This window comes from Streptosporangium sp. CA-115845, assembly GCF_050943795.1.
Taxonomy (GTDB): Bacteria; Actinomycetota; Actinomycetes; order Streptosporangiales; family Streptosporangiaceae; genus Streptosporangium.
Window position 1 is genome coordinate 2,521,448 of record NZ_CP191988.1, and the last position, 24,720, is coordinate 2,546,167.

Consider the following 24,720-nt stretch of genomic DNA (forward strand, 5'->3'; position numbering starts at 1 on the left):
GAACTCGCGAAAAAGGAATCCCGTTGTCGTTCCCTCATGTTCTTGTCCTCACCTACGACCATGAGGAGGATCCGCACGCTGCGCGCGTCTGTGAGTTGCTCGCCGAGCGCGGGGCGCGGATCACCATGTTCAATCCGGAGAACTTCCAGCGCACGTCACGGGTGGACCTGTTCTACCTGGAGGGCGCGGTTCGCCGACACCTGCACACCGGTGGTGAGGTCGTCGACCTGGAGGACTTCACGGCCATGTGGTGGCGTCGGCCGATGCCCATGGTCCCCGACCCCGCTCTCACCGACAAGGCGATCGCCGAGTACACGGTCAAGGAGTGTCAGGCCCTTCTCACCGGCCTGTGGGAGCATCTGCGCTGTCCGCAACTTCCGGCGCGCGAGTCGGTCTTCAGGAAGGCCGGGCACAAGCCCTATCAGCTCGCCCTCGCCGCCGAGCTCGGCTTCCTGATCCCGGAAACCGTGATCACCACGAATGGGGAGGCGTTCCTCGACTTCCATGACCGTCACGACGGCCGCATCATCACCAAACCGCTGAACATTCCGTGGGTGGAGGGCGTCGGGGATGGGATCATGGTGACCCGGCCCTGTGAGCCGGTCGCCGCCCGTGACGTGACCCACACCGACGCGCTGCGGTTCTGCCCGGTCATCGTGCAGGAGCAGATTCCCAAGCGGGTCGAACTGCGCGTCACCGTCGTGGGGCGGCAGATCTTCGCCGCCGAGATCCACTCCCAGGTCGCGAACCGCGCCCGCTTCGACTGGAGGCGGTACGACACCCATGTCACCCCGCACCTGATCCACCATCTGCCCGACGAGGTCGCCGCTCGCTGCCTGGTTCTGATGGACCGTCTGGGGCTGCGGTACGGGGCGATGGACCTGATCGTCACCCCTGACGGCCGCTATGTCTTCCTGGAGATCAACCCCAACGGCCAGTGGCTGTGGATCGAGCGACTCACCGGCCTGCCGATCAGCGAGGCCATCTGTGACCTCCTGCTTGAAGGAGCCTAAGCATGTCCGTTCCGTCCGGCCGGCTCCCCGAAGCTCTGTTCGCCGATGTCCTCGGCTACCTGCGGGACGTAGCCGGTCTCCAGCCCCGCGAGGCCAAAGAACAGCTGGCCGCCATCCACGATCGGTATTCAGATGTGCCGATAAGGCTGGTGTGGCGGCGTGAAGCCGCCGACGAGTCCTGTCACTACGACCTGCTGATCAAGACGGCCGACGGCACGATCTCGTTGGCCCTCGCCTCGGACCGGGCTCTCCCCTGGCCATTGCGTGGTGGCCAGCCGTCGGGGGACCAGGTCGTCGTCCGGATCAACGGGATCAACCTGGACATGGAACACGCGATCTCCATTCTGGACGTGTTGTGGGATGACGTCCGGTTGGCAGAACGACTGGTCAACGCCTATCTGGTGGAGGAGGAGGTTTCCAGTGAGCCGGCGGAGTTCACGGACGACGAGCTCCAGGAGGCGATGGATGCCTTCCGTCGTGCGAGGGGTCTGCTGACCGTGCCGGCCACCCAGGAGTGGATGGCACAGCGCGGGCTCGGTCTCGCCGCTCTGGAGGAACTGGTCGCCGCGCAAGCCGCGGCGGGGCGTCTACGTCGGCGGATCGTGGCCGGGCGCGTGGAAGCCGCCTTCGACGCCTGCCGCGACGAGTTCGACGGGCTGCACGTCCTGCGGCTGCGGTACGCGGGAGCGGAAGCCGCGCGGGATGCGTTCCTGCGGTTGCGCGACAGTGCCGACCCGGTGGCCCTGGCCGCGAGGGAGGTGCTGGACAACGCGGCGTTCTGTCAGATGGAAGGAACGTATCGTCGCGACCTGCCCGCTGTGGCGCTCACGGCAGGGGACGTGTTCGGCCCCTTCCCCCTCGAAGGCGGCTTCGCCGTCGCGCGTGTGCTTCAGGTCCGGCCCGCGGTCCTCGACGACGCCACCCGCGCCCTGATCGAGGAGCGGCTTTTCGGCGAATGGCTGGCTGACCGGCGCAGGGAGGCCACCATCGAGTGGCTCTGGGGAACGGCGACCCGTACCGAAGCTCTCAACGCGGCGTTGGGGAACACGCCCGGCGTTCGTTAGCGAGGCGGCACCGTTGAAGACCCTCGGCGTCCGCCAAGAAGATGGTGCCGGTGAGCACTCCCGGCGTTCGCCGGGCTGGAAACGCCGAGGGTTTCGTCCGATGACGGGCGCGTTCAGGTGACCAGGGAGAGCCAGTGCGGCGCCGCCCCGAAGGGGGCGGTGCCCGCGGTGACGGCCTCCATCAGCCAGGCGGCCGAGGCGCGGGCGCTCTCGATCACGTCGGGCGGGTAGGCGTACCTGACCCTGTGCTCCTCGAACTCGTCCTCGTCGTCCAGGAAGACCCGGCGCGTGCGCCCCCTCGCCAGGTCACGGCGCGTCCGGATCACGTCGAGGTCGAGGTCGACCATGGTGACCTCGCCGTCGCTCCACCGTGGCACGGTGGAGATGTCGCAGTAGATCTCGTGCTTGTGCGGGGCGGAGTTGAAGGCGGCGGTCCACCAGGCGTCGCGGGGGAAGAGCATCACGAAGGCGTGCGGGGAGGCCACCTCGGGCCCGTGGCCCTTGCGGCCGACGGAGTTGGCCGCGCAGCCGGTCCACACCCCGTGTTCGTCCTCGCCGAGCAGAAGGCCGCTGTGGTTCCAGTGCAGTGATCCGTCGTATTTGCGGTAGACCACCTTCACCATCTCATAGGACATTCCCCAACATTAAGCCTTGACAGAGATTTATGTATTTCCTACCTTCTAAATAGGTTAAGAGTGTCAGTGCGAAGCCCCGGCCGGCTGACCGGCAACCCTCGCACCGCGGCGGGGTGCCCCCGGGGAGACCTGGCGGCACGGTCGGCGTGCCGCAAGCGCGGACCCCTCACCGGGGTCACCGAGACATGTCCGGGAGTGCCACATGTCGAAGACCAGCACACTGAACTGTGCGAGCCCCGTCGAGTACGACACCCACGGTCACTACCGGCCGCACCGTAGAGCCGCCGTATGAGCGCCTCGATCGCCGTCGTCGGCGCCGGCCCGACGGGCACCTGCCTGGTGGAGCGCATCTGCGCCAACGCCGCCGACCTGCTCGGCTGGCCCTCGCTCGACGTCCACGTGATCGACCCCCACCCGCCGGGGGGCGGCCGCGTCTGGCGCCGTGACCAGCCCGAACTGCTCTGGATGAACTCCGCCGCCGCCGACGTGACGCTCTTCACCGACGAGTCGGTGCGCTGTGAGGGGCCGATCCGTCCAGGCCCCACGCTGGCCGAGTGGCTCGGCGGGGACCCCGGCGCCTTCGCCTCCCGCCCGGCCCAGAACGGCTACCTCTCCCACGTCTTCCGGCACGCGGTGGCGACCGCCCCGCGCGGGGTCCGGGTGCACGTGCACCCGGTCCGCGCCGTCGATCTCGCCGACATCCCCGGCGGCCAGGCGGTACGGCTGGAGGACGGCCGGACGATCGAGGTCGACGCGGTGATCCTGGCCCAGGGACACGGCGACGTGACCCCGAGCGGGGAGGAGCGGGCGCTGGCCGACCTGGCCGCGCGCGGCGGGCTGCGTTACCTGCCCACCGGATACGCGGCCGACCTCGACCTGGACGGCATCCCCGCCGGAGAGCCGGTGATCGTGCGGGGGATGGGGCTGGCCTTCGTCGACCTGATGGTGCTGCTCACCTCGGGCCGGGGCGGCCGGTTCGTCCGCGAGTACGACGGGGAGCTGGTCTACCTGCCCGGTGGTCGGGAACCCCTGCTGCACGTGGGATCGCGGCGCGGCGTGCCGTACCACTCCAAGACCGGCTACCCCTTCGGGGGCGCACACCCGCCGGTGCCGCGCTTCCTCACCCGCGAGGCGCTGGGCGAGGGCCCGTGGAACTTCCGCCGGGACGTGTGGCCGCTGGTCGCCAAGGAGCTCGCCCTCGCGTACTACCACGAGCTCATCACCGCCCACCCCAAGCGCGCCAGGCTGGACTGGGCGGCGTTCGCGGAGGCGTTCGCCGACCAGGAGTGGCGCGGCCCGGGGATGCGCAAGCTGATCCGTACGGCCGTGCCCCGGCATCTGGACCGGCTCGACTTCGACCGGCTCGACCGGCCGCTGGAGGGCATCAGGTTCGGCGACCGGGCGGGGCTGCAGAAGTGGATGCACGGCTACCTCGCGGTCGACCTGGAGCGGCGCGCCGACCCGGCGCACAGCGCCGACCACGCCCTGATCCTCGGGCTGCTCTCCGTCTACGGGGTCCTGGCCGAGCTGGGCATCTCCGATCCGTGGTTCCACGGGTTCTTCAGCTACCTCGCCAGCGGCCCGCCGGGACCCCGGCTTGCGGAGCTGCGCGCCCTGGCCAGGGCAGGGGTGGTCACCTTCCTCGGCGCCGACCTCAAGGTCGACCACCACGAAAGGCGCTGGCGGGCACAGAGCCCCACCGTGCCCGGCGGCGTGACGGCCACGACCCTTGTCGAGGCCAGGCTGCCCGCGCCCAGCGTGAGCCGGGCCACCGACCCGCTCATCGGCGCGCTCCGCGACCGGGGCGAGCTCGACGAGAAGTCGGGGCTGGTGAACGTGCGGGCCGCGGACCGCCGCCTGGTCGACAGGTCCGGCACCCCGCACTCGCGCAGGTTCGCCTTCGGCCCCTGGGTCGTCGGCGGCCAGGTCACCGGCGGCTTCGCCAGGCCCCGACGCAACGCCCCGCTCTTCCGCCACGCCGACGCCCTCGCCCGGATCGTCCTGTCCGAGGCCGTCGGCACCCGGATAAGGCGGCACGTCGCGTGAACCGCCAGGTGTCAAGGGAGAAGAACGTGAAGTTGCGATGGGGCGCTCTGACGCTCGCCGGGGTGCTGGCGCTGGCGGCGTGCGGAGCCGGGAGTGAGGCCCCGACCGTGGCGGCCGGTGGCGACGGAGGGTCGCTCGTGTGGGCCGTCGAGACGCAGCCGATCACCTTCAACCCGCACCAGTGGGGCCAGAACAAGGCGCGCCTGCTGGTCCACAACCAGTTCGACGCGTTGATCGCCCGAGGCGGGAACGGTGATTTCCTGCCGTGGCTGGCCACCTCCTGGCAGGTTTCCAAGGACGGTCTGACCTACACCTTCGAGCTCCGTGACAACGTGACCTTCCACGACGGTGAGAGGTTCGACGCCGCCTCGGTGAAGGCCAACCTCGACCGGCTCGTCTCGCCCGGCTACAACGCCGCGGTCAGCGCCATCCAGCTGCGCAACTTCGACCACGCCGAGGTGAGCGCCCCCCACACCCTGAAGGTCACGCTGAAGGCCCCGGACGGACTGTTCCTGGACTTCCTCGCCTCCCCACTCGCCGGCCAGGTCTCCCCGAAGTCGCTGAGGAACGCCAAGGACCTCAAGGCGGGCGGCGTCGACGTGGTCGGCACCGGGCCGTTCATCCTCGACCGGTTCACCCCCGGTCAGGAGGTCCACTACCGGCGCAACCCGAACTACGACTGGCCGCCCGCCGGCGCCGCCCACCAGGGACCGGCACACCTGGCCGAGATCACCTACCGCTTCCTGCCCGAGGCAGCGGTGCGGGTCGGCGCGCTCACCTCCGGGCAGGTACAGGTGATCGAGGGCGTGCCCGCCACCGAGATCGGCCTCATCAAGGGCAACCCGGAGCTGACGCTGAAGACCAGCCTCAACTCAGGTAGCGCGTTCTCCTACTACTTCAACGTCTCCCGCCCCCCGTTCGACGACAAGCGGGTCCGCGAGGCGTTCCGCGACGCCGTCGACGTGGACGCCGTACTCGACTCCGTCTACCAGGGCACCGCCAAGCAAGCCTGGAGCGTCATCGGCCAGGGCAGCCCGCAGTTCTACGACCCCTCGCTGGAGAACACCTTCGGCAACGACCCGGCGCGGGCCAACAGGCTGCTCGACGAGGCCGGCTGGACCGGACGCGACGCCGAGGGCTACCGGGTCAAGGACGGCAGGCGGCTGACGGTCCGCACGGTCAGCGCCGCGCCGTTCGTCCGCGACCGCCGTGACGTCCTCGCCCAGGCCGTCCAGGCGGCGGTCAGGCGACGCGCGGGCATCGACTTCCAGGTCAGGCTCGTGGACCAGGGCACCGCGCAGAAGGCCGCCGACGAGAACGAGTACGAGATCTTCGAGAACTCGCGCGGCGACACCGACGCCGGGGCGGCGCTCAACCTGATCCTGCCGAAGGGCGCCGCGATCAACCGTACGAGGTTCGAGAGCGCGGAGCTGGACAGGCTGCTCGCCGAGGCGTCTGCGACCTCCGACCTCGCCGAGCGCAAGAGGCTCTACGCCAAGGTGCAGAAGACAGTGGTCACGGACGAGGCGCTGCTGCTCCCGCTGTACGTGCCCGCCGACCAGATCGCCTACGGCGCCGGCGTCACCGGCATCACCTTCGAACCGGTCTCCGGCACCCCCAGCAGTGCTTATGACCTCCGGATCGGGACATGAGCCCCCTCATACTCACCCGGCGGCGGGGGCTGGCCGCCGCCGGGTGGCTCGGCCCGGTGGCCAGGCGGCTCGGAGCGGGTGTCGCCGTGCTCTGGGCCGCCGCCACCGCGGCCTACCTCGCGCTGATGCTCGCCCCCGGCGACACGATCGACGTGCTGATCGGCGACGGCCTCGACACCCCCGAGCGGCGGGCGCAGATCATCGCCGAGTGGGGGCTGGACCGCTCACCGCTCCAGCAGTACGGCGACTACCTGCTCCGCCTCCTCCAGGGCGACCTGGGCCGCTCCTACGTCCTGCAGCGCGGTGTGGGGGAGATCCTGGCCTCCCAGATCTGGCCGACGGCCCAGCTCGCGCTCACCGCCGCGACCTTCGGGGTGCTGCTCGCCCTGGTGCTCGCCCTGGCCACCGCCGGGCGCCGGCCCTGGCTCGGCGGCCTGGTCGGACTCTCGGAACTGGCCGTCGTCTCGGTCCCGCCGTTCCTCGTCGGCATCCTGCTGCTCGCCGTCTTCTCCTTCACCCTCGGCTGGTTCCCCGTCTCCGGTGACCGGGGGTTCGTCTCGCTCGTACTACCGGGGCTGGCGCTCGGCCTGCAGATCGCCGGGGTGCTCGGCCAGGTGCTCCGCGAGGGCCTGGAACGCGCGCTGGAGGAGCCGTTCGCGGTGACCGCGCGCTCGCGCGGCATCGCCGAGCGGCGGCTCGTCGCCCGGCACGCCCTGCGCCACGCGCTGCTCCCCGCCGTCACCCTCACCGGCTGGTTCACCGGCGTCCTGCTCGGCGGCGCGATCATCGTGGAGGCCGTGTTCGGCCGCCCCGGGCTCGGCCAGGTCACCGTCGGCGCGGTGAACAGCAAGGACCTGTTCCTGGTGATGGCGGTCGTGCTGATCTCCGCCCTCGCCTACGTGACGGTCAGCACGATCGTCGACCTCGCCTACCTCGCGATCGACCCCCGCCTGAGGAGGAGCAGTTGACATCCTCCCCCTCGTAAACGAGGGGGATTCCCACGGTCGCCCGTGAGGGTTCCTGCTTCACCGCCAGTCGCCCGCCAGGAGAAATCCCCTTTGAGGTCTTACACCGGCTCCACAGGCGTTTTACCTCTCCGCCAGCCCGGCGGCGAGGATGTTCTTCGCGGCGTTGACGTCCCGGTCATGGGCGGCGCCGCAGGCACACACCCAGTCCCGGACGCCCAACGGCATGGACCGCTGGATCGCCCCGCACGCCGAGCACAGCCTGGAGGAGGGGAACCAGCGGTCCACGACGAGGAGTTCCCGCCCGTACCAGGCGGCCTTGTACTCCAGCATGGACCGCATCCGACGCCAGCTCGCATCCGAGATCGCGCGGGCCAGGCTGTGGTTCCTCACCATGTTGCGCACGGTGAGGTCCTCGATCACGACCGTTTGGTTCTCACGGACGAGACGAGTGGTGACCTTGTGCAGGTGATCACGGCGCCGATCACCGATCCGGGCATGGACGCGGGCGACCTTGAGTTTCGCCTTCCGCCGGTTGTTCGACCCCTTCTCCGTGCGGGCGAGGCTGCGCTGAGCCTTGGCCAGGCGCTTGCGGTCGGCCCGCTCGTGCCCGGGGTTGACGATCTTCTCCCCGGTGGAGAGGGTGACCAGGGCGGTGAGGCCCGCGTCCACCCCAACCGTACTCGCGGCCGGGGGAGCGGGGTGATGCGCTCCTCGACCAGCAGGGACACGAACCAGCGCCCGGCCGCGTCCCTCGACACGGTCACCGTGGACGGCTCGGCCCCCTCGGGCAGCGGACGCGACCACACGATGTCCAGTGGCCCGTTCATCTTCGCGAGGGTGATCCGGCCGTCCTTCCATCGGAAGGCGCTACGGGTGTACTCGGCGCTCGCCCGGGACTTCTTACGGGACTTGAACGTGGGGTACTTCGCGCGTTTGGCGAAGAAGTTGGAGAACGCGGCCTGCAGGTGGCGAAGCGCCTGCTGGAGCGGGACCGAGGACACCTCGGACAGGAACGCGAGGTCCTCGGTCTTCTTCCACGCGGTGAGCGCGGCCGAGGACTCCACGTAGGAGACGCGGCGGCCTTCCTGGGTGTAGGCGCGGGTGCGGTGTTCGAGGGCTTTGTTGTAGACGAGGCGGGCGCAGCCGAACGTGCGAGACAGCTCCGCTGCCTGCTCGTCCGTCGGGTAGAAGCGGAACTTGAATGCCCGCTTCACGATCTGCGCCATGTTTCACACCCTACTGCAAGATCAGTTAAGTGTTGGGTGGGGTGGGTCGTGCGGGTCCAGGCACGCTCAGGCGCTAGAGCGCCTTCCCGCTCCCGTTTCCTCCCCGGCCTGAAGGCCGGGGTATCCACGGGAGTTATTAGATGAAGATGCCGATGGCGCCCCGGTCGCCGTACCGTCCGGGGAGGAGCCGATGACGACGGTCGCCGAGGTTCCCGGTGTCGTGACCGCGGCTCCCGCTCCGGCGCGGCGCAGCCACGCCTTCAGGGTGCCGTCGGCGGTGCCGCTGCTGGTCCTGGCGGTGGCCGCGGTCGCCGCCGTCGCGCCCGGCCTGCTGACCGGCGTCGACCCGCTGGCCGCCGACCCGTTGCACGCGCTCGCCGGGCCGAGCGCCGAGCACTGGTTCGGCACCGACCACCTCGGCCGCGACGTGCTGTCGCGCGTCGTCCACGGCGCCGGGCACTCGTTGAGCATCGGCGCCGCCGCCGTCGGCCTCGCAGCCGGGGCGGGTGCCCTGCTGGGTGTCCTGGCCGGACTGTCCCCCCGCTACCTCGACGAGCTGCTCAGCCGCCTGTTCGACGTGGTGGCCACCTTCCCGGAGCTGCTGCTCGCCCTGCTGGTCATCGCCGTCACCGGTCCGGGAACCGGCAACGTGATCCTCGCGATCGGCATCGCACAGATCCCCAACCATGCCCGCGTGGTCCGTGCCCAGACGTTCGTGGTGCGCCGCTCCGGCTACGTCGAGCAGGCGGTCACCTTCGGCCTGGCCAGGCCGGTGCTCGTCGCGCGCCACGTGCTGCCCAACGTGCTGGGTCCGCTGCCGGTGCTCGCCACGATCGGCATGGGCACCGCCGTCATCGCCACCTCAGGTCTCAGCTTCCTCGGCATGGGGCCGCAGCCGCCCAGCCCCGAGTGGGGCTCGATGCTGTCGGAGGCCCGTGACTACCTGCGCGTCGCCTGGTGGACCGTGCTCTTCCCCGGGCTCTCCGTCACCCTGACCGTCATCAGCCTGACGCTCGTCGGGCGCCGCCTGCAGCGCCGTTTCGAAGGGAGAGACCGGTGAGCCTCATCGACATCGAGGACCTGCGGGCCGGCTTCCCCGGGGCCGGGGTGGAGGCCGTACGGGGGGTGAGCCTGTCGATCGAGGCGGGCGAGTGCGTGGCGATCGTCGGGGAGTCGGGTTCGGGCAAGAGCGTCACGGCCAGGACCCTGGTCGGGCTGACCGGCCCCGGCGCCTCGGTCACCGCCTCCCGGTTCACGGTCGACGGCCGGGACGCGCTCGGGTTCGGCGCCCGCGACTGGCGGCGGCTACGCGGCCGGTTCGCCGGGTTGGTGCTCCAGGACGCGCTGACCTCGCTGGACCCGCTCCGCACCGTCGGCGACGAGATCGCCGAGGTGCTCGCCACCCACGACGTCGTACCCCGTGCGGCCCGGCGGGAAAGGGTGATCGAGCTGCTGGACGCGGTCGGGGTGCCGGAGCCGGAGGTGCGCGCCCGGCAGTACGCCCACCAGCTGTCCGGGGGGCTGCGCCAGCGGGCCCTGATCGCCTCCGCCATCGCCGCCGACCCGCCACTGATCATCGCCGACGAGCCGACGACGGCGCTCGACGTCACCGTACAGGCTCAGATCCTGCGGCTGCTCGCCGCCCGCAAGGCCACCGGGACCGCACTGCTCATGATCAGCCACGACCTCGCCGTGGTCTCCGCCATCGCCGACCGGGTAGTGGTCATGAAGGACGGGGTGATCGTCGAGGAGGGGGAGACGGGGCGGGTGCTGGCGCGGCCCCGGCACGACTACACCAGGCTGCTGCTCGCGGCCGTACCCTCCGCGATCTCGCGCGGCACCCGGCTGTCCGCCATCGCCGCCGGGGGCGTCGCGCTGCGCACCCCGCTGCCGGAGCGGACCGTGAACCACGCCGCGCCGATTCTGGAGGCCTCGGGGCTCTGCGCCGCGTACGGCTCGCGCACCGTGGTCGACGACGTGTCCTTCGAGGTCTTTCCCGGCGAGACGCTCGGCATCGTGGGGGAGTCCGGTTCCGGCAAGACCACGGTGGCCCGGCTCGTCCTCGGCCTGCTCGAACCCGCCTCGGGACAGGTGCTGCTGGGAGGTGAGCCCTGGTCGGGCATCCCCGAGCGCGGACGACGCACCCGCAGGTCCCGGATCCAGGTGATCTCCCAGAACCCGCTCGGGTCGTTCGACCCTCGCTACCCGGTGGGCCGCCTGGTCGCCGAACCGCTCCGCGGCGCCTCCTGCGGGGCCTCTTTCGGGAGTGCTTCCCGTCGCGGGGCCCCGGCCTCGTGGCGGAAGGACCGGGTGGCCGAGCTGCTTGCCCGGGTCGGGCTACCGGCCGACGTCGCGGGACACCATCCCCGGCGCCTGTCGGGACGGGTGGCCATCGCCAGGGCGCTGGCCACCCGTCCCGACGTGCTCGTCTGCGACGAGCCGGTCTCCGCGCTGGACGTGTCGATCCAGGCCCAGGTGCTCGACCTGCTCGCGGAGATCCAGGCATCGGACGGGACCGCGATGATCTTCATCTCGCACGACCTGGGGGTGGTCCACCACGTCGCGGACCGGGTGCTGGTCATGCGCGCCGGGCGGGTCGTGGAGGAGGGGTACGTGGATGAGGTGTTCTTCCTGCCCGAGCACGACTACACCCGCGAGCTGCTCGGCGCGGTGCCCAAACCGGTCTCCGCCGTGCCCTGACCGAGGCCGTGGCGGAAAACCGCATGTCGAACCGGAGAACGGGTGGTTAGCATGAGAGCATGACCTTCTTGGTGATGCTCTCCCCCGCAGCCGGGGTCACCTGACGTCTTCTTGAGGCCCTGAAACGGGGGCCTCGATCTGTTTTCGGGCTCCAGCGGAGGTTCCGATGTCCCGAATCCTGCTCACCACGACCATCCCGTACGTCAACGCCCGTCCCCACCTGGGCTTCGCCCTGGAGCTCGTCCAGGCGGACGTGCTCGCCAGGCATCACCGCCTGCTCGGCGACGAGGTCAGGTTCCAGACGGGCACCGACGACAACTCGCTCAAGAACGTGCGGGCCGCCGAGGCCGAGGGGATCGCCGTACGGGATCTCGTCGACCGCAACGCCGCCGAGTTCGCCCGGCTGGCGGGACCGCTCTCGCTCTCCTATGACGACTTCATCCGTACCAGCGCCGACCCCCGGCACCGGCCCGGTGTCGAGCGGTTCTGGCGGGCCTGCTCCGCCGACCTGTACCGCAGGCACTACGAGGGCCTCTACTGCGTCGGCTGCGAGCAGTTCTACCCGTCCGGCGAGCAGTGCCCCGAGCACGACGCCCCGCTCCAGCGCGTGTCCGAGGAGAACTGGTTCTTCCGCCTGTCCCGCTACCGCGACGAGCTGTACGGCCTGATCGACGGCGGCCGCATTCGCGTCGAGCCCGCCGAGCGCCGCAACGAGATCCTGGCCTTCATCGCCGCGGGGCTGTCCGACTTCAGCGTCTCCCGCTCCCAGGCGCGGGCGCGCGGCTGGGGCATCCCGGTGCCGGGCGATCCCGGACAGGTGATCTACGTGTGGTGGGACGCGCTCGGCAACTACCTGACCGCGCTGGACTACGCGAAGGGAGAGCACGGCCACTGGTGGTCCGGCGCCGACCGGCGGATCCACGTGCTCGGCAAGGGCGTCCTGCGCTTCCACGCGGTCTACTGGCCGGCGATGCTGCTGTCGGCGGGGGAGTTGCCGCCGACGGACATCCTGGTTCACGACTACCTGACCGTGGACGGCCGGAAGATCAGCAAATCGACCCTCTCCGGTGTCCCCGGCGGTGCGGGCGCCTCCGCCGGAGTCCTCGACGCCTCCGGCGGTCCCGGTGCTTCGGGAGGCCTCGACGTCTTCGGCCGATCCGGTGGCGGCTTCGCGGGAACCGATCTCTCGGCCGTCGACCCGATCGGGCTCGTCGAGGCGTACGGCGTGGACGCGGTCAGGTGGTGGCTGCTGCGGGAGGTGCCCAGGGTCGGCGACGTCGACTTCACCGCGAGGCGGCTCATCGCCCGCCACGACGGCGAGCTGGCCGACGGGCTGGGCAACCTCGTCAACCGGGTGGTCAGCATGGTCCACCGCTACCGGGACGGGATCGTGCCCGAAGAGCGTGAGACGGCTCTGGACGAGGTCAGAGGTCAGGCCCGAGGCGTGATGATCGAGGCCCTGGAGGCGTTCGACTTCCGCGCGGCCACCGCCGCCGTCTACGCGGTCGCCGAGGAGGCCAACCGGTACGTCAACCGCACCGAGCCGTGGCGCCTCGCCCGCGAGGGCTCGCCCCGGCTCGATGCGGTCCTCGGCACCCTGGTCGCCACCTGCAGGGAACTGGCGGACCTGCTGGCCCCCTTCCTCCCGGACGCCTCGGCGCGGATCGCCGGCCAGTGCCGGGGAGAGCGGCTCGCCGACCCGGTCCCGCTCTTTCCGCACCACCGCCCTCGGGGCCCCGCCCCGGCCCGTGCGGAACAGCGGATGACACCATCCGTACCCTCATCCCACCCGAGCCCCATCACCGCGAGGAGAGCCGGCAGGTGAAGCAGGTGTCGGAAACCATCAGGCGGGTCGCTCAGGCCAGTCGCCGTGCTCCCGCCGCCGGGGTCGCCGGGTAGATCTCCGGTGCGGCCCAGCCACGCTCGGCGTAGGCCCGGGTAACGGCCTCCCGTACGGACTCCACCCGCTCGTCGGTGACCAGTGCGATCGCCGAGCCGCCGAACCCGCCGCCGGTCATCCGCGCCCCCCGGGCACCGCCCCTGACCGCCGACTCCACGGCCACGTCCAGCTCGGCGCAGGACACCTCGAACTGGTCGCGCAGCGACAGGTGGGAGGCGTTCAGCAGGGCGCCGATCTCCCGTACCGCCCCGGCCCGCAGCAGCCCGATCACCGCCTCGACCCGGTGGTTCTCCGTCACCACGTGCTGGGTGCGCCTGCGCTCGTCGCCGCTCAACCTGGCGAGGGCGCCACCCAGGTCGGTGACGTCGCGCAGCGCGTCGAGGCCCAGGTGCTTCGCGGCGTTCTCGCAGTCACGGCGGCGGTGGGCGTACTTCCCGTCGGCGAGCTCGTGGCGCACCCCGGTGTTGATGATGAGCAACTGGAGGCCGTGGCTCGCCAGGTCGAACGGGATACTCCTGGTGCTGAGGCTCCGGCAGTCCATGAACAGCGCCTTCCCCTCCTCCGCGAGGGCCGAGGCCGCCTGGTCCATGATCCCGCACGGCATGCCCACGAAGTCGTTCTCGGCCTTCTGCGCGTTCAGCGCGATCTCCATCTTGGTGAGGCCGAGCTCGTACAGCTCGTTCAGCGCCGTACCGACGACCACCTCAAGCGCCGCGCTCGACGACAGCCCCGCTCCCTGGGGCACGTCCCCGTCGATCACCACGTCCGCGCCCCCGACCGGGTGCCCGGCCCCGCGGAGCACCCAGAACATCCCGGCCACGTAGCGGGTCCAGCCCTCGGCCTGGTCGGGCGTCGCGAGCGTGTTCGGCTCGTCCACCTGCAACGACCGCAGCCGGATCACCTCGTCCTCGCGCGGCGAGACCGCCGCGGTCACCCCCCACGGCACCGCGAACGGCAGCACGAATCCGTCGTTGTAGTCGGTATGCTCCCCGATCAGGTTGACCCGCCCCGGCGCGTGCCACACCCCGGCGGGCTCCGTTCCGTACGACTCCCGGAAAGCTTCAACAACGCGCATGATCCAACACTCCTCAACAAGGCCCACCGTTAGGGTAGCGAGTCCCTGGGACCAGGCTCCGCCAAAGGTCACATCTTGAACCCGTCCCGCCCGGCAAGTGTGCGAACAGCGCCCACGTTTGGTTGAATGCCGCAGTACGGCGTGCACGAGGGGCGGTAGCTCAGCCGGTTAGAGCAGGGGACTCATAATCCCTGGGTCGCGGGTTCGAGTCCCGCCCGCCCTACCCCTTGTGATCACCCGAAAAGCGCCCCTGACCTGCGTGTTCGCGGTCGGGGGCGCTTTTCGCGTTCGGCGGTGTGCGGCCGTGGTCACGCCCGTGGACGTGGCGTACGAGCATCCAGAACCCGCACGCGGGGCGCCACGCCGGAGGGTGGGCCGCTGTTGAAGGTGCGGCGCCGCGCATGGTGAGAAGCGCGGCGAGGGCGGGTGGAAGGTTCGAGGCCGCGCTCATCGGGACCCGGCGGGTGCCAGACGGAAGGTGATGGCCGGTGTCGAGGAGTGGGGTGCGGGTGATCCCACGCGATCAGATGGCTCCAGAGTCAAATGTCAGTAAAGAAGTCAAGAGTTTGTATGGCCAGGTCAGCGCACTCCTTGACCGAAACCATAAGGGTTTAGTAGAAAATCCTAGTAAACCCGGATTGGAGGAGTTCGAACATGCGAAGTCGACTGGTCGGCGCCCTGGGCGTGGCGGTTCTGGCGCCGGTGCTCGTTGCGATCCTCGGGGTCGAGGCGGCCGGGGCCTCCACGTGCACGGCGACGTACCAGGAGGTCAACTCCTGGTCCTACCAGGAGAACGGGTCCTGGGTGACCGACAACATGGTCGAGATATCGATCAAGAACACCAGCCCCTCGATCATCGACGAGTGGCAGCTGAACTGGACGTGGCCGGGCAACCAGAAGGTGACCGTCTCCCTGGCCGGCCGGATGGACCAGTCGGGGGCCGATGTCACCGTCCACAGCAACGGGTCGTGGAATCCCATGAAGCCGAACGCCGCGGTCCAGCTGGCCTTCATCCAGCGGGGGACTTCCGCCGCCCCCGCCCCGACCGTGACCTGCACTCCCGTCCAGTCTTGACGTGAACCACCATCCTCACCCGACCTCCATCCGCAGAGGCGGACGGCATCGCCCGTCGGGCCGCTCGCTCGCGTCGCCAAGCAGGAGGGCGGCATCCGCGTCTGGGGGCGCGTCCGTACTCCCTCTCCCCGGGCGTGAACCCGCGTACGCACAGGCCGGTGGCAACCGCTGAACCTCGCCCGCCGGGTGGAACCACCCTGGCCATGGCTCGTCGCCGAGACGAGCAGGCAGGGGTCAGGCGACCTTCGAGGCGGGAGCCTTCCAGGTGTTGCAGGCGCCCGGCTTCTTCGACGCGTAGCCCTGCTCGAACCAGTGGAGACGGTTGGCGGGCTTGCCGTACCAATTGAACCTGGCGTACTCCTTCGGGGTCTCGGCGGTGAGGAGGGGCTTCCAGTTCCTGGCCGAGCGTCCCAGGCTCCTCATGGAGATCCCGCCCAGGCAGTCGGCCTGCAGGTAGTAGCGGTGCATCTGCTCGTCGCCACCGTCCTCCTCGTCGCCGGCCGGCAGTGCCCACCAGGCCTCGCTGATTCCGGTCTGTGCCTGGATGAACACGCCGTACGCCCGGGTGACCTCGACGAGGATGGCCTGGTCGGACTTGGCTTTGATCCAGTCGGAACCGAGCTGCACCTGGATGGAGCGGTGGCAGTAGGCGGCGAAGGAGCCGGACACCTGCAGGCCGGTGAGGCAGAGACCGTCCTTGACCTTGGCCTCGATGTCCACTCCGGCCGGGACGAAGTCCTTGATGGTCTTGCGCCAGGCGGAGTTCAGGCAGTCGACGACCTTGTTGAGGTACTTCGTGGTGGAAGCCTTGCTGGTGCCCTTGGTCACCTTGCAGGAGACCGAGGGGAGGCTGCCCTGCTTGTAGAGCGGGTTGTGGGTCAGCTCGGGAGCCCCGACGATGGGACCGGCGGACGCGGTGGCCGTACCGGTGAACAACAGGGCGAACACCCCGGCAGTGGCCGCCAATGTGTGAATCATCATGAAGCATGATCGTAGGGGCGAGCGTCACCGGCGGAGTTCCGCTCTCGGCGTGCGTTCCGATGGGCGTCGAGAGTCCGATCATGATCGAGTCGATCCCTCTCGCCAGGTTTTTCGTTTTCTTCCCGTTCCCTGGCCTGACTCGGGCGTTGCCGCATGGGCGAGCGATCTGAAATAACGCCTGGTGGTGCTAGTGGGTGAGCGCGGCTTCCAGTCCTCGCACGCTGCCAAGAGCAAATGTGTCCCTGCTCGTATGTTTCAGTCGATATCCCTTGGGGCGGCGGATGCTTATCTAATCGTATTGCGGGCGATGCCGTACACACCGATGATGTTGTTTATCCCTACGGTATGGACGGTGTATGTGACAACGGACAGTTCGATTCGGCTCGCAGGGAACAGTCTCGTCATCCGTTTTCCCAAGAACCCTGAGTTCAACAGAGAGCTACGACGGATAACCAGTGGTCGCGTCCTATTCGACTATCGGCTCGGCGGCTACCGGATGAACGCCGACGAGTTGGAGCACTCTATGGTGAGGGAAAGCCTGAGAGGATTCGCACGACGTCACGGCCTGTCCTTCCGAGGCGAGGCATGCGTTCGTGCAGGGGCGTTTCTAACGGTCAACGCGGTCGAGCGGGTCCGGGCCGAGATCAAGGCGATCGAGGACATGCTCAGAAGCACTCGTTCCGTCGGTCTGAGCACTCGAGGTGAGGACGTCGAGACCTATCGGGATCAGTTGGGCGGCCGGCGTCGTGACCTGTACTCCATGCGCGCCTGGCCCCGCCTGAGTAGCCGTCCCTCCGGATGCGGCTTGGTCACACCGGGCAGCCTCATTCGCATCCGTTACCCCGATGGTGAAGAGGGGGCAGTCGTCGTTTCCGCAGTCGACCTCGACGGCTACGACCGAGTGTCTCCGTTCACCGAACTCGGACAGGTCCTTACCTCGGCCTCCGTGGGGCAGCACCATGAATTCAAAGGTGGCTCGTTGCGAGCGGTCAGGGTCGTCGCGGTGGATGACTGACGCAGCCGTGTCACGGTATCTCGACCTATCTTTGAATGGGATCCGCCGGGCCATGCGTGGTTCGGTCGATGGACGGCATGAAAAGGGCTGGAGGGAGTGTTCGACGCACCATGCGAGCAAACCCGAAAGATGCTTTCCGGTGGTTTCGGGGTGCGTCTCATCCGCCGAGGAATGCGCTCGCCCTGTCGCTGTGTGACACGTACGGCGTGCCGCAGGCTCGGGCGATGGCTACGAAGAGGAGGCGCCGCTCGCGCTGGAGTTCCTGCGACGGGGCGCCACGCCCTCGTCCTTTGGCGTGACCGTGAACGAGGCCTGGACAACGCCGCATAGGCAGACTTCGTCAACACTGTCAGCGCGTAGCCGGAGGAAGCCAACGCTGGACCAGGTGCCGTGGGACAGCGGCATCGACATGCCACAGCTTCCTCGACCCGTGCCACTGGGGGCGTATCCCGGCGGTCTGTAGCGCGTGTTTGAACTCGTCTTTCTTGTCGAAAGAGACCTGTATGTAAAGGCGTCCGTCCAGCACATCGCCAGATCTGACATCGGGGGCCGAATTCGGCTCCGGCGATGTCTGCTTCCAGGTACGGGCAGGACGTTCCATTCGTGCGCGGTCGACGATGTGACGAACTTGCCGGCAGGAGAACGGGTCGGTGATCCGTATCATCAGGTCGGTGGCGCCGGTGTTGGCGAGGAGGTTGAGCGAGCCGTGCCACAGCACGGTGTCGTCGACGATCATGACCTTCTCGTGCATGCGCTCGCGTACCGCGACCAGGCAACCAGCGGCCTCAAGGTCTCGTACCAGAGCACGCCTGCGTGGATCGTCGGCCTGGTCCCGGGTGTGGACGGTGACCTGCACTCCGCTGTTGATGCGCGGGGTGAGATGCCGCAGCCATCTGCCGACGGGGGCAGGGTCCAGGAAGGCACAGTAGATCTCGATGCTGCGCTGAGCTTGCCCGATGTCCCATGCGATGGCGCGGGGCACCTCGTCGGCGGGAAAGAACGCAGGCCGGGCCAGCTCGTCCTTGTCCAGCCCGGCCAGGTCGGCCGCGGAACGGAACGGGACGAGGTCGTCCACCGAGAGCAACCGCGCGTGGCGCTCCAGGTGGGCGAGCATCAGTGCGGCCTCACTTCCCGGACTGAGGTTGTCGTGCAGGAACCGGGTGTCGGCGACGACGACGAGGTGATCCTGCGCCCGGCTGAGGGCCACGTTGAGTAATCGGCAGGTGGAGGATGACAGGCCCGAGCCCTCGTAGAAGTAGCCGAGCTTGTCGCCCGCCCCGGCCACGGTATCGATCACCACAAGGGGACGCTGACTGCCCTGGAATCGATGGACGGTGTCCACCAGCCCCTCGTAGCTCTCGCCAAACCGGTAGGTCAGGCTGTTCCGCAGCGCCTTCACCTGGTCTCTGAACGGAGCGATCACAGCCAGCCGGTCGGCCGGTCGCTCTCCGGTGGCCAGGCCCGTCCACTTGCGAGCGGGCAGGACCTCGTCGTACTGCAGGCCTCGGACAAGCTCGTGAATGACCGCTTCGTGCACCGGGTTGGTCTTGTGCCCGTTGCGGCGGCCTTTCGGGTTGGGCAGGCGGCGCGGGGTGGTGTCGACAAGGATCAGCGGGCCGTCGATCAACGGCGAGGGCGGGAGACTGCTGCGGTCACCGCGCCCGGTGCGCAAGGGCGCGTCGGGGTAGGCGACGACATTGACCACCTCGCAGATCGACGGGCGCATACGGTACTGCGTGTCCAGGCAGACCATCCGCCGGTCCTGACGGGCCGAGCCCGCCGGGTCCACCAGCCCGGCCGTGACGAAGACATCGCGGTCCATCCAGAGCGCGGCGTGCTGCCTGTCCTCGGGGGAGGCGTCCCGGTCGCCGGAGGACCTGGTCACGGCGGGCAACTGCCGGAAGTCACCGGCGACGACGACCCGCCGGGCGGCGAGTCCGGCGACGCACCAGGCCGAAGGGGTGTTTACCATTCCGGCCTCGTCGATGACCACCACGTCGATCGAGTCGAGCAACCTGCGGGACTGTACCACCTTGGCGACGGTGGTGCCCATCACGCGGCAGCTGCCCCGGACCACTTCGGTGATCTTCTGCTGTTCCTGTTCCAACGCGGTGAGTTGCTGCTGAAGCCTCTCGACGGCATCCCGAAGAGGACCGGGCGGGGGAACCCCTCGCAGCCGGCCATGCAGCACGGCCAGCTCCGGCTCACGTTTGGCGATTTCGGTGGCACGGTTTCGCTGTACGGTCAGCGCGGCGTGCAGCTGCTGATCGAGCGCGGTGACGGCGTTCCGCTGCGTCCAGTGCACGCGGCCGAGGTCGGCGAGCTTGGCCTGCTTCTTCTTGGCGAAGAGCCCGGAAGGGGGGCCGATCTCGTGGATCTGCTGCTCGGTCCTGGCGAGGGCGGCCTGCCCGGCCTGGATCTGCCGACGCAGGGCCGCGGCGTGCCGCCCGGCCTCGTCGTGTCGCGCGTTCAGGTCCCGCAGCTCGCCTGAGACGCGCTCGGCCTCGGTGTGGAGTGCGAGGTCTTGACGTGCCGCGTTCAACAGTTCGCGCGTTTCGGTGATCCGCGCGGTGATGGCGGCGGCGATCCGTCCGGCGATTCGCCCGGCGTTGATCTGGTCGCCGAACCTGGTGGCCAGGGAGGCGAGCTCGATGTCTCCGGCACGCTGCACGAGTCCCGTGTCGAAACCCTCCTCACCGGAGAGCAAGGCACAGATCCGCTCCAGCGCCTGGTCCACGGCGACCTTGGTCGGGGCGACGAAGAGCACCCGCATCCCCTGCCGGTAACAGCCCTCGACGATGGAGGCGACAACGTCGGTCTTGCCGGTTCCCGGCGGTCCCCAGATGAAGGTGAGCTCGCTGTCGAGAGCCTGCTCGATCGCCTGTCGCTGCCGAGGATTGAGTTCGCGTTCGCGATACCCCCGGATGAAACGGTCCGGGTCGACGCAGCGGTCGACGCGCGGACTTCCCTGGCCGAGCATCCAGCCCGCCGTGGTGAGATTGACCAGACCGTCGCTTCCACCGGCGGACTCCAGCCGCTCGGCGAGGGTCTCCATGCCCGCCGACTCGTCCTTGCGTAGCTGAGCGTTGCCCGGCTGGCTGCCCAGATCGGCCGTGGTGCGAACCGCGACCTTGCCGTCGGGCATCCGCACGGCCTCGGCGCTCACCCACGGGGCACGAGAACGTGAGAGCCGGACGAGTAGTTTCTCGCCAGAGAACGCGTCCTTCCAGCTTTTGCAGGAGAACAGGTACTCCTGGATCTCCCCGTCGCCTCCGACCCTGCGCCCGGCGGTCAGCGAGACCTTCTCCCCGTCGCCGTCACTGCGAAGCTCGGCGATGATCTCCAGGCGTACGGCCCGTAAGAGATTATCGACGGGAACGGGCCTCTGCTGCGTGCCTGTCATCGCGCTCCCTCTGGGGGTAAGGAGATCGGCGTGCCGGTACAGATCAGAAACGTACCCTTGCTGAGCAGGAATTGAGGAGTGTCCGCGTAGTCCGGTAGCGGACAGAAAGATCTGCCGTGTCCTCGATCCGCCTTCAAGAAAGGTATTCGGGATCACCGTGGTGAACATCACGACTCGCTCATCCGGGATCGTCGGTGTACGGCCCTTCGTCGAGCTGGTCAGAAGGAGGAATCGGACCCTCGGGGGCGAAGGCACTGGGCGCGTCGAACCGGCGTACCAGGTCGTCAGCCGCGTCCTGCCTGCCGTGCTTGACGAGACAGTCGGCCACCTGCCGAGTGAACAGGGCACGTTGCGGGTCACCGTCCGGGAAGTCGGTCGCCTTCAAGAACGCCTCGAAGTGGTCGACGACGGGTGATCCGTGCCCGGGATCAGGTGTGGACGGCTCGTCGTCCACCGGTTGTGAGGGGGACGGCAGCAGATACCGGAAGCACTCGGGTATGTCCTCGTTGTTCGCGGCGGAGGAGAGCTGGGCGAGGATGCCCAGGTCCTGTACCACCTTCTCCACCCGGTCGTCGTTCCTGGCGAGCCACCAGACCACGGTGCTGCCCGGGTCTTTCAGTACGTCCTCTCCGAGGTACTCCCGCTTGCTCTGCTCGTACTTCCTCTCGTGCTCCCAGACCGCCTTGTCCTTGCGCACCTCGGCGAGCTTCCCCAGTCGTTGCCGATCATGATCGGAGAGAGTGAGCGTGACCGACTCGGCCATCGCCCGCACGCATCCGTCGGCGTCCGACTGCATTCTGCTCAGTGCACCGTTCAACTCGTGCTGAACGAGCGAAGCCCTGCCGGGGAGCCGGTTCTTCGTGACGTTCATGGCACGTTCCAGGATCGTGTCGACCGCCAGGCCGCCGAGGTTGGCGACCGGCTCGTCCACTGTCCTGCCATCCGGAGACCACCGCACCGTCGCCGAGAAGAGGAAGTCGTAGTCCTCCTCCAGACTCGGCAGCGCGACTCCGACGACCCGCTGCTCCCGAGGCTCTATCGGTGGCGGTGGAAGGTAGGTCGTCTCCACCGATGGCGAGGAATCCGTTACGCGGCCGGTTACCCTCATGGCCAGGACCACGACGATCCCGGCTACCACGGCGACCACCACCCACGTCCAGGGCGGTAGTGGGGCGAACAGAATGAGACCGACGAGAATCAATCCCGCGAAGGCGACAAAGTAAACCGTCACCGTCCTGTGGCCAGAACCCATGGTGTTGTCTCCCTGGTCTGTTGTCACGATGGCGGCTCACACGGCCCCGATACCCATGGAAAAGTTGATCTTCCGTAGGACGTGATCGATGAGAAAGGCGTGGCGTTCCTGGCCGTCCGTCCCAGGGCGGTCCAGGTCTCGGGTGATGACGTGCAGGCGGGCCAGGAGGTCCGCACGTTGCCCGCCCCCTGCGACGAGCGTGTCGAGGAGATACTCGCGATGTGGTTCATCGTCGGAGGCTGTCCGGATCCAGCGTTCCACCTGCGTGCGCCAGACCTCGTACGGACACCGGTGGAAGGCGATGCTCCAGCCGGTGATCAGCCGCTCTCTTAGGCCGGGGTCGGACAGGGGTGCGCGCATGCGTGGCCCGGTGGCTGTGAGCGGTGCCGGATCGGCGAACTCCACGAACAGGTCGGCGTCGATCGGCCATTCTTCCAGCTGGAGCCGTTCAACCAACCGCTCCAGCATCCGGACCCGAAGCTGGGCGTCGGCGCCTACCAACTGCATGAGCGCGGCGCGGGCATGTGTGGTTCCGCGTTCCCTGCGCGCCAGGTGATGGAGCCGGACCATGGCCTGGTCCGGGTGGCGCACGGCCATCACCTGCCAGCACGCCACGACGAGCACCTCGGTGAGCCCCTTGGGCAGGTTCGTCTCACGCGACCATTCGTAGATTTTCTTTCGGAAGAACCGGCTGTGTTGCTCGTGTTGAAGTCCTCGTCGCAGTGCCTGGACGGCCGCGCTCGTCCGGAAGCCGTTCCCGGTGTCCTTCGCGCACTGCGATATGAGAGTCAGCAGGAGGTCCCGGTACCTGTCGTGCAGGCACAGCTCGGCGAACCGCTTGATCAGTTTGTCGCGGTCGTCTGTCTCCAAGCCCGTCAGGCCCACGGCGTCACCGACCCATTTCTGGATGGGCTCCCGTAGTTCCGGTCGGTGGGTCCAGAAGTGGGTACGGACCGCCGAGTCGTATCCGAGTTTGTCGAACCGCACCTGGCCGGAGGCGTCGGGTGTCGCCCCGATCTTCTGAAAACGGGCGGCAAGATCCGCCCGCTCCAGCAGAGGGCGTTCATCCTGCGGGTACTTCACCCCTTCCAACATCGCGGCGGTGGCCCGGTGGATGACGTCGATATGGGCTCCGTGCAGCATGGCCGTGGCCAGCAGCAGCGCTCGCTGTGGTCCCTTGCGCAGTTTGACGAGATCGTCGGCGACGAGCTTGCCCTGGTGGTTGTCCAATGCGGCCAGGGCGCTCTCACACCAGGCGGCGAATCCGCCCGCTGATCCCGCCGTGGTCCGTGCCTCGACGACGAGCGCGGCGAAGTCGGCGATCTCCTGCATCGAGGGGCTCCTGAGCAAGAAGCCCGAGGTGGCCTGAGGTGCCGAATCGGTTTCGGCTACCGGGATACCCGCCATGCGCAGATAGCGCTGGAGCACCCCTATGCCTGCTGGGCGGGTGATCTCGACGCGGTAGGCGCCGAGATCCGCCCCGAGCCGCTCAACTCTCCTGGTCGGGAGTATCGCCACCAGGTGGGCACCGCGCTCGTGCACGACCTTGCGGAGGTCGGGAAGCTCGCCTTGGACCTCGGTCCAGGCCTGCTCACTGGTGATCGCTGACAGATCCACCAGCACCAAGGCGCCTTCGCCAACCTGGCTGGTTTTCAGATAGGGGGGTTTGTCCTTCAGCAGGAGCTCGTGGAACGTCTCGCTTCCGGAGTACAGCTCACCCAGGAGAATCCATGCGGCGGTCCTTCTTCCAGTGCCCGGCGTTCCATCCAGGAATACGGTGCCGTGGGATTCCAGGACCGCACCTGCCCTGGTGAAGCCTCCGGGAGAAAGGAAACGCTGCCGGAACCATAACAACTGGTCATCGGCAATGCGCCGGGGATCCTTGCCCGTGGCTTCGCCCAGCGAGATGATCTGGTTGCCGTTACCCGTGTGCACCGCCGCTTCACGGCCGATGAAGACGGAGGACCTGATCTGGTCGCTCAACGGCCGTTCTCCTCATCCTTGCGGGAGTCGCCGAACTGGTGACCGATTCCTCCGCGGTTGTCTCCGGCGACGTATGCTGCCCTGTCTCCGGAGAAGTGCTGGATGTTGCCCTTGCCGGTGTGGAACATCCCGTGGTCGCCCTTGATGACCGTGCCGACATCGCCGGCGGTAATGTCGCGGCCCTGGATGACCGTGCCATGAACGTCGCCCGCCGAGTTGGCGATGGAGTCGGGGGGCGACGGCTGAGAGGCCGGGCGTTTCGTCGTTCTGAACGACGGCACCCAGTCGGCGAGCCTGGCGACGAGGCGGGTGAGGTCCGCCTGGAGGTTTTCCAGATCCACGTGCACCGACTGGGTCTCGGTGAGCCAGGCCAGCTCCACCGGCAACTCCGCCCGGTCCAGCCGTTTTGTCCTGTGCCCTTCGAGAACCGGCACGACCGGTATGCCTAGGGCGAACGCCTCAAGGAGCTCTCGACGGACCCAGTCGTCCTCGTCATGAAGTCTGGGGGACTGGATCCAATTGGGGCCGATGACGGCGAGGAGGACGGTACTGCACCGCACGTTGCCGAGCAGTTCCTCGGGAAAGCGCTGGCCAGGTTTGATAGACCTGGTGGCGCGGAAGATCTGTTCCTCTCCCCCGAGAATTGCGGATAGTTCTTTTTCGAGGAGAAGAGCGGTCTTCTCTCCGTCTCCGGTGCGGTAGTTGATGAACACGTCGGGCATGGTGGCTTCCC

The 24,720-nt window shown here is 68.5% G+C and carries 17 protein-coding genes, 1 tRNA gene, 1 pseudogene and 1 riboswitch; of the genes and pseudogenes, 11 read left to right on the top strand and 8 right to left on the bottom strand.

Annotated elements, in window-relative coordinates; all coding sequences use genetic code 11:
• The first annotated feature begins 23 nt into the window (after positions 1-23).
• Together ACQP0P_RS13690 and ACQP0P_RS13695 are read left to right on the top strand one after the other, a co-directional pair.
• The gene (locus tag ACQP0P_RS13690; RefSeq protein ID WP_433375773.1) at positions 24-1,013 is read left to right on the top strand and encodes an MvdC/MvdD family ATP grasp protein; all 990 of its coding nucleotides are present in this window, start codon (positions 24-26) and stop codon (positions 1,011-1,013) included.
• A 2-nt stretch (positions 1,014-1,015) separates the two neighbouring features.
• Positions 1,016-2,077: a TIGR04500 family putative peptide maturation system protein gene (locus ACQP0P_RS13695; protein WP_433375775.1), complete on the top strand. Its 1,062-nt coding sequence runs from the start codon at positions 1,016-1,018 to the stop codon at positions 2,075-2,077.
• Positions 2,078-2,190: 113 nt separating this feature from the next.
• Here the strand turns inward: ACQP0P_RS13695 and ACQP0P_RS13700 are convergent, their stop codons facing one another.
• Positions 2,191-2,712: a DUF402 domain-containing protein gene (locus ACQP0P_RS13700; RefSeq protein WP_433375778.1), complete on the bottom strand. Its 522-nt coding sequence runs from the start codon at positions 2,710-2,712 to the stop codon at positions 2,191-2,193.
• Between the two features lie 52 nt (positions 2,713-2,764).
• Positions 2,765-2,876, top strand: a riboswitch (SAM riboswitch).
• Positions 2,877-3,000: 124 nt separating this feature from the next.
• Between ACQP0P_RS13700 and ACQP0P_RS13705 the strand changes: the two genes are divergently transcribed.
• The 3 genes from ACQP0P_RS13705 to ACQP0P_RS13715 are packed head-to-tail and all read left to right on the top strand — an operon-like array spanning position 3,001 to position 7,378.
• Positions 3,001-4,758: an FAD/NAD(P)-binding protein gene (locus ACQP0P_RS13705; protein WP_433375781.1), complete on the top strand. Its 1,758-nt coding sequence runs from the start codon at positions 3,001-3,003 to the stop codon at positions 4,756-4,758.
• 26 nt (positions 4,759-4,784) lie between these two features.
• On the top strand, positions 4,785-6,410 hold the full coding sequence (locus ACQP0P_RS13710; protein ID WP_433375784.1) for an ABC transporter substrate-binding protein: 1,626 nt from the start codon (positions 4,785-4,787) through the stop codon (positions 6,408-6,410).
• On the top strand, positions 6,407-7,378 hold the full coding sequence (locus ACQP0P_RS13715) for an ABC transporter permease (protein WP_433375787.1): 972 nt from the start codon (positions 6,407-6,409) through the stop codon (positions 7,376-7,378). Before ACQP0P_RS13710 ends, ACQP0P_RS13715 begins: the two co-directional genes overlap by 4 nt.
• Before the next feature lie 34 nt (positions 7,379-7,412).
• On the opposite strand, the pseudogene ACQP0P_RS13720 reads toward ACQP0P_RS13715, so the two are convergent.
• Positions 7,413-8,604: pseudogene (locus tag ACQP0P_RS13720) on the bottom strand (RNA-guided endonuclease InsQ/TnpB family protein); the annotation flags it as partial.
• Between the two features lie 190 nt (positions 8,605-8,794).
• On the opposite strand from ACQP0P_RS13720, the gene ACQP0P_RS13725 reads away from it, so the two are divergent.
• From ACQP0P_RS13725 to ACQP0P_RS13735, 3 genes are all read left to right on the top strand, one after another.
• Positions 8,795-9,664, top strand: coding sequence for an ABC transporter permease (locus tag ACQP0P_RS13725; RefSeq protein ID WP_433375790.1), 870 nt, complete (start codon positions 8,795-8,797; stop codon positions 9,662-9,664).
• Positions 9,661-11,304 carry a dipeptide ABC transporter ATP-binding protein gene (locus tag ACQP0P_RS13730; RefSeq protein WP_433375793.1) on the top strand — a complete coding sequence of 548 codons (1,644 nt, stop codon included), beginning with the start codon at positions 9,661-9,663 and terminating at the stop codon, positions 11,302-11,304. The genes ACQP0P_RS13725 and ACQP0P_RS13730 overlap by 4 nt, the downstream gene beginning before the upstream one ends.
• A 166-nt stretch (positions 11,305-11,470) precedes the next feature.
• A complete protein-coding gene (locus ACQP0P_RS13735) occupies positions 11,471-13,129 on the top strand; it encodes a methionine--tRNA ligase (RefSeq protein ID WP_433375796.1) in 1,659 nt (552 codons plus the stop codon).
• 31 nt (positions 13,130-13,160) lie between these two features.
• Here ACQP0P_RS13735 and galK read toward each other — a convergent pair whose 3' ends face one another.
• The gene (gene galK / locus ACQP0P_RS13740; protein WP_433375799.1) at positions 13,161-14,279 is read right to left on the bottom strand and encodes a galactokinase; all 1,119 of its coding nucleotides are present in this window, start codon (positions 14,277-14,279) and stop codon (positions 13,161-13,163) included.
• A gap of 149 nt (positions 14,280-14,428) precedes the next feature.
• On the opposite strand from galK, the gene ACQP0P_RS13745 reads away from it, so the two are divergent.
• Positions 14,429-14,502: transfer RNA gene (locus tag ACQP0P_RS13745), tRNA-Ile, on the top strand.
• 431 nt (positions 14,503-14,933) lie between these two features.
• Entirely contained in the window at positions 14,934-15,353 is a 420-nt protein-coding gene (locus ACQP0P_RS13750; protein ID WP_433375802.1) for a cellulose binding domain-containing protein, read from the top strand.
• A gap of 234 nt (positions 15,354-15,587) precedes the next feature.
• Here ACQP0P_RS13750 and ACQP0P_RS13755 read toward each other — a convergent pair whose 3' ends face one another.
• The gene (locus tag ACQP0P_RS13755) at positions 15,588-16,334 is read right to left on the bottom strand and encodes a hypothetical protein (RefSeq protein WP_433375805.1); all 747 of its coding nucleotides are present in this window, start codon (positions 16,332-16,334) and stop codon (positions 15,588-15,590) included.
• Positions 16,335-16,686: 352 nt separating this feature from the next.
• On the opposite strand from ACQP0P_RS13755, the gene ACQP0P_RS13760 reads away from it, so the two are divergent.
• Positions 16,687-17,349, top strand: a complete 663-nt coding sequence (locus ACQP0P_RS13760; RefSeq protein ID WP_433375808.1) for a hypothetical protein — start codon at positions 16,687-16,689, stop codon at positions 17,347-17,349.
• 349 nt (positions 17,350-17,698) lie between these two features.
• On the opposite strand, the gene ACQP0P_RS13765 is transcribed toward ACQP0P_RS13760, so the two are convergent.
• The 4 genes from ACQP0P_RS13765 to ACQP0P_RS13780 all read right to left on the bottom strand — a co-directional run bounded on the left by ACQP0P_RS13765 (position 17,699) and on the right by ACQP0P_RS13780 (position 24,709).
• On the bottom strand, positions 17,699-20,752 hold the full coding sequence (locus tag ACQP0P_RS13765; protein ID WP_433375811.1) for an AAA domain-containing protein: 3,054 nt from the start codon (positions 20,750-20,752) through the stop codon (positions 17,699-17,701).
• A gap of 178 nt (positions 20,753-20,930) precedes the next feature.
• On the bottom strand, positions 20,931-22,004 hold the full coding sequence (locus tag ACQP0P_RS13770; protein ID WP_433375814.1) for a hypothetical protein: 1,074 nt from the start codon (positions 22,002-22,004) through the stop codon (positions 20,931-20,933).
• Positions 22,005-22,040: 36 nt separating this feature from the next.
• Complete coding sequence (locus tag ACQP0P_RS13775) at positions 22,041-23,987, bottom strand: hypothetical protein (protein WP_433375817.1); 1,947 nt, start codon at positions 23,985-23,987, stop codon at positions 22,041-22,043.
• Positions 23,984-24,709: a toll/interleukin-1 receptor domain-containing protein gene (locus ACQP0P_RS13780; protein ID WP_433375820.1), complete on the bottom strand. Its 726-nt coding sequence runs from the start codon at positions 24,707-24,709 to the stop codon at positions 23,984-23,986. The genes ACQP0P_RS13775 and ACQP0P_RS13780 overlap by 4 nt, the downstream gene beginning before the upstream one ends.
• Between the last annotated feature and the right edge of the window lie 11 nt (positions 24,710-24,720).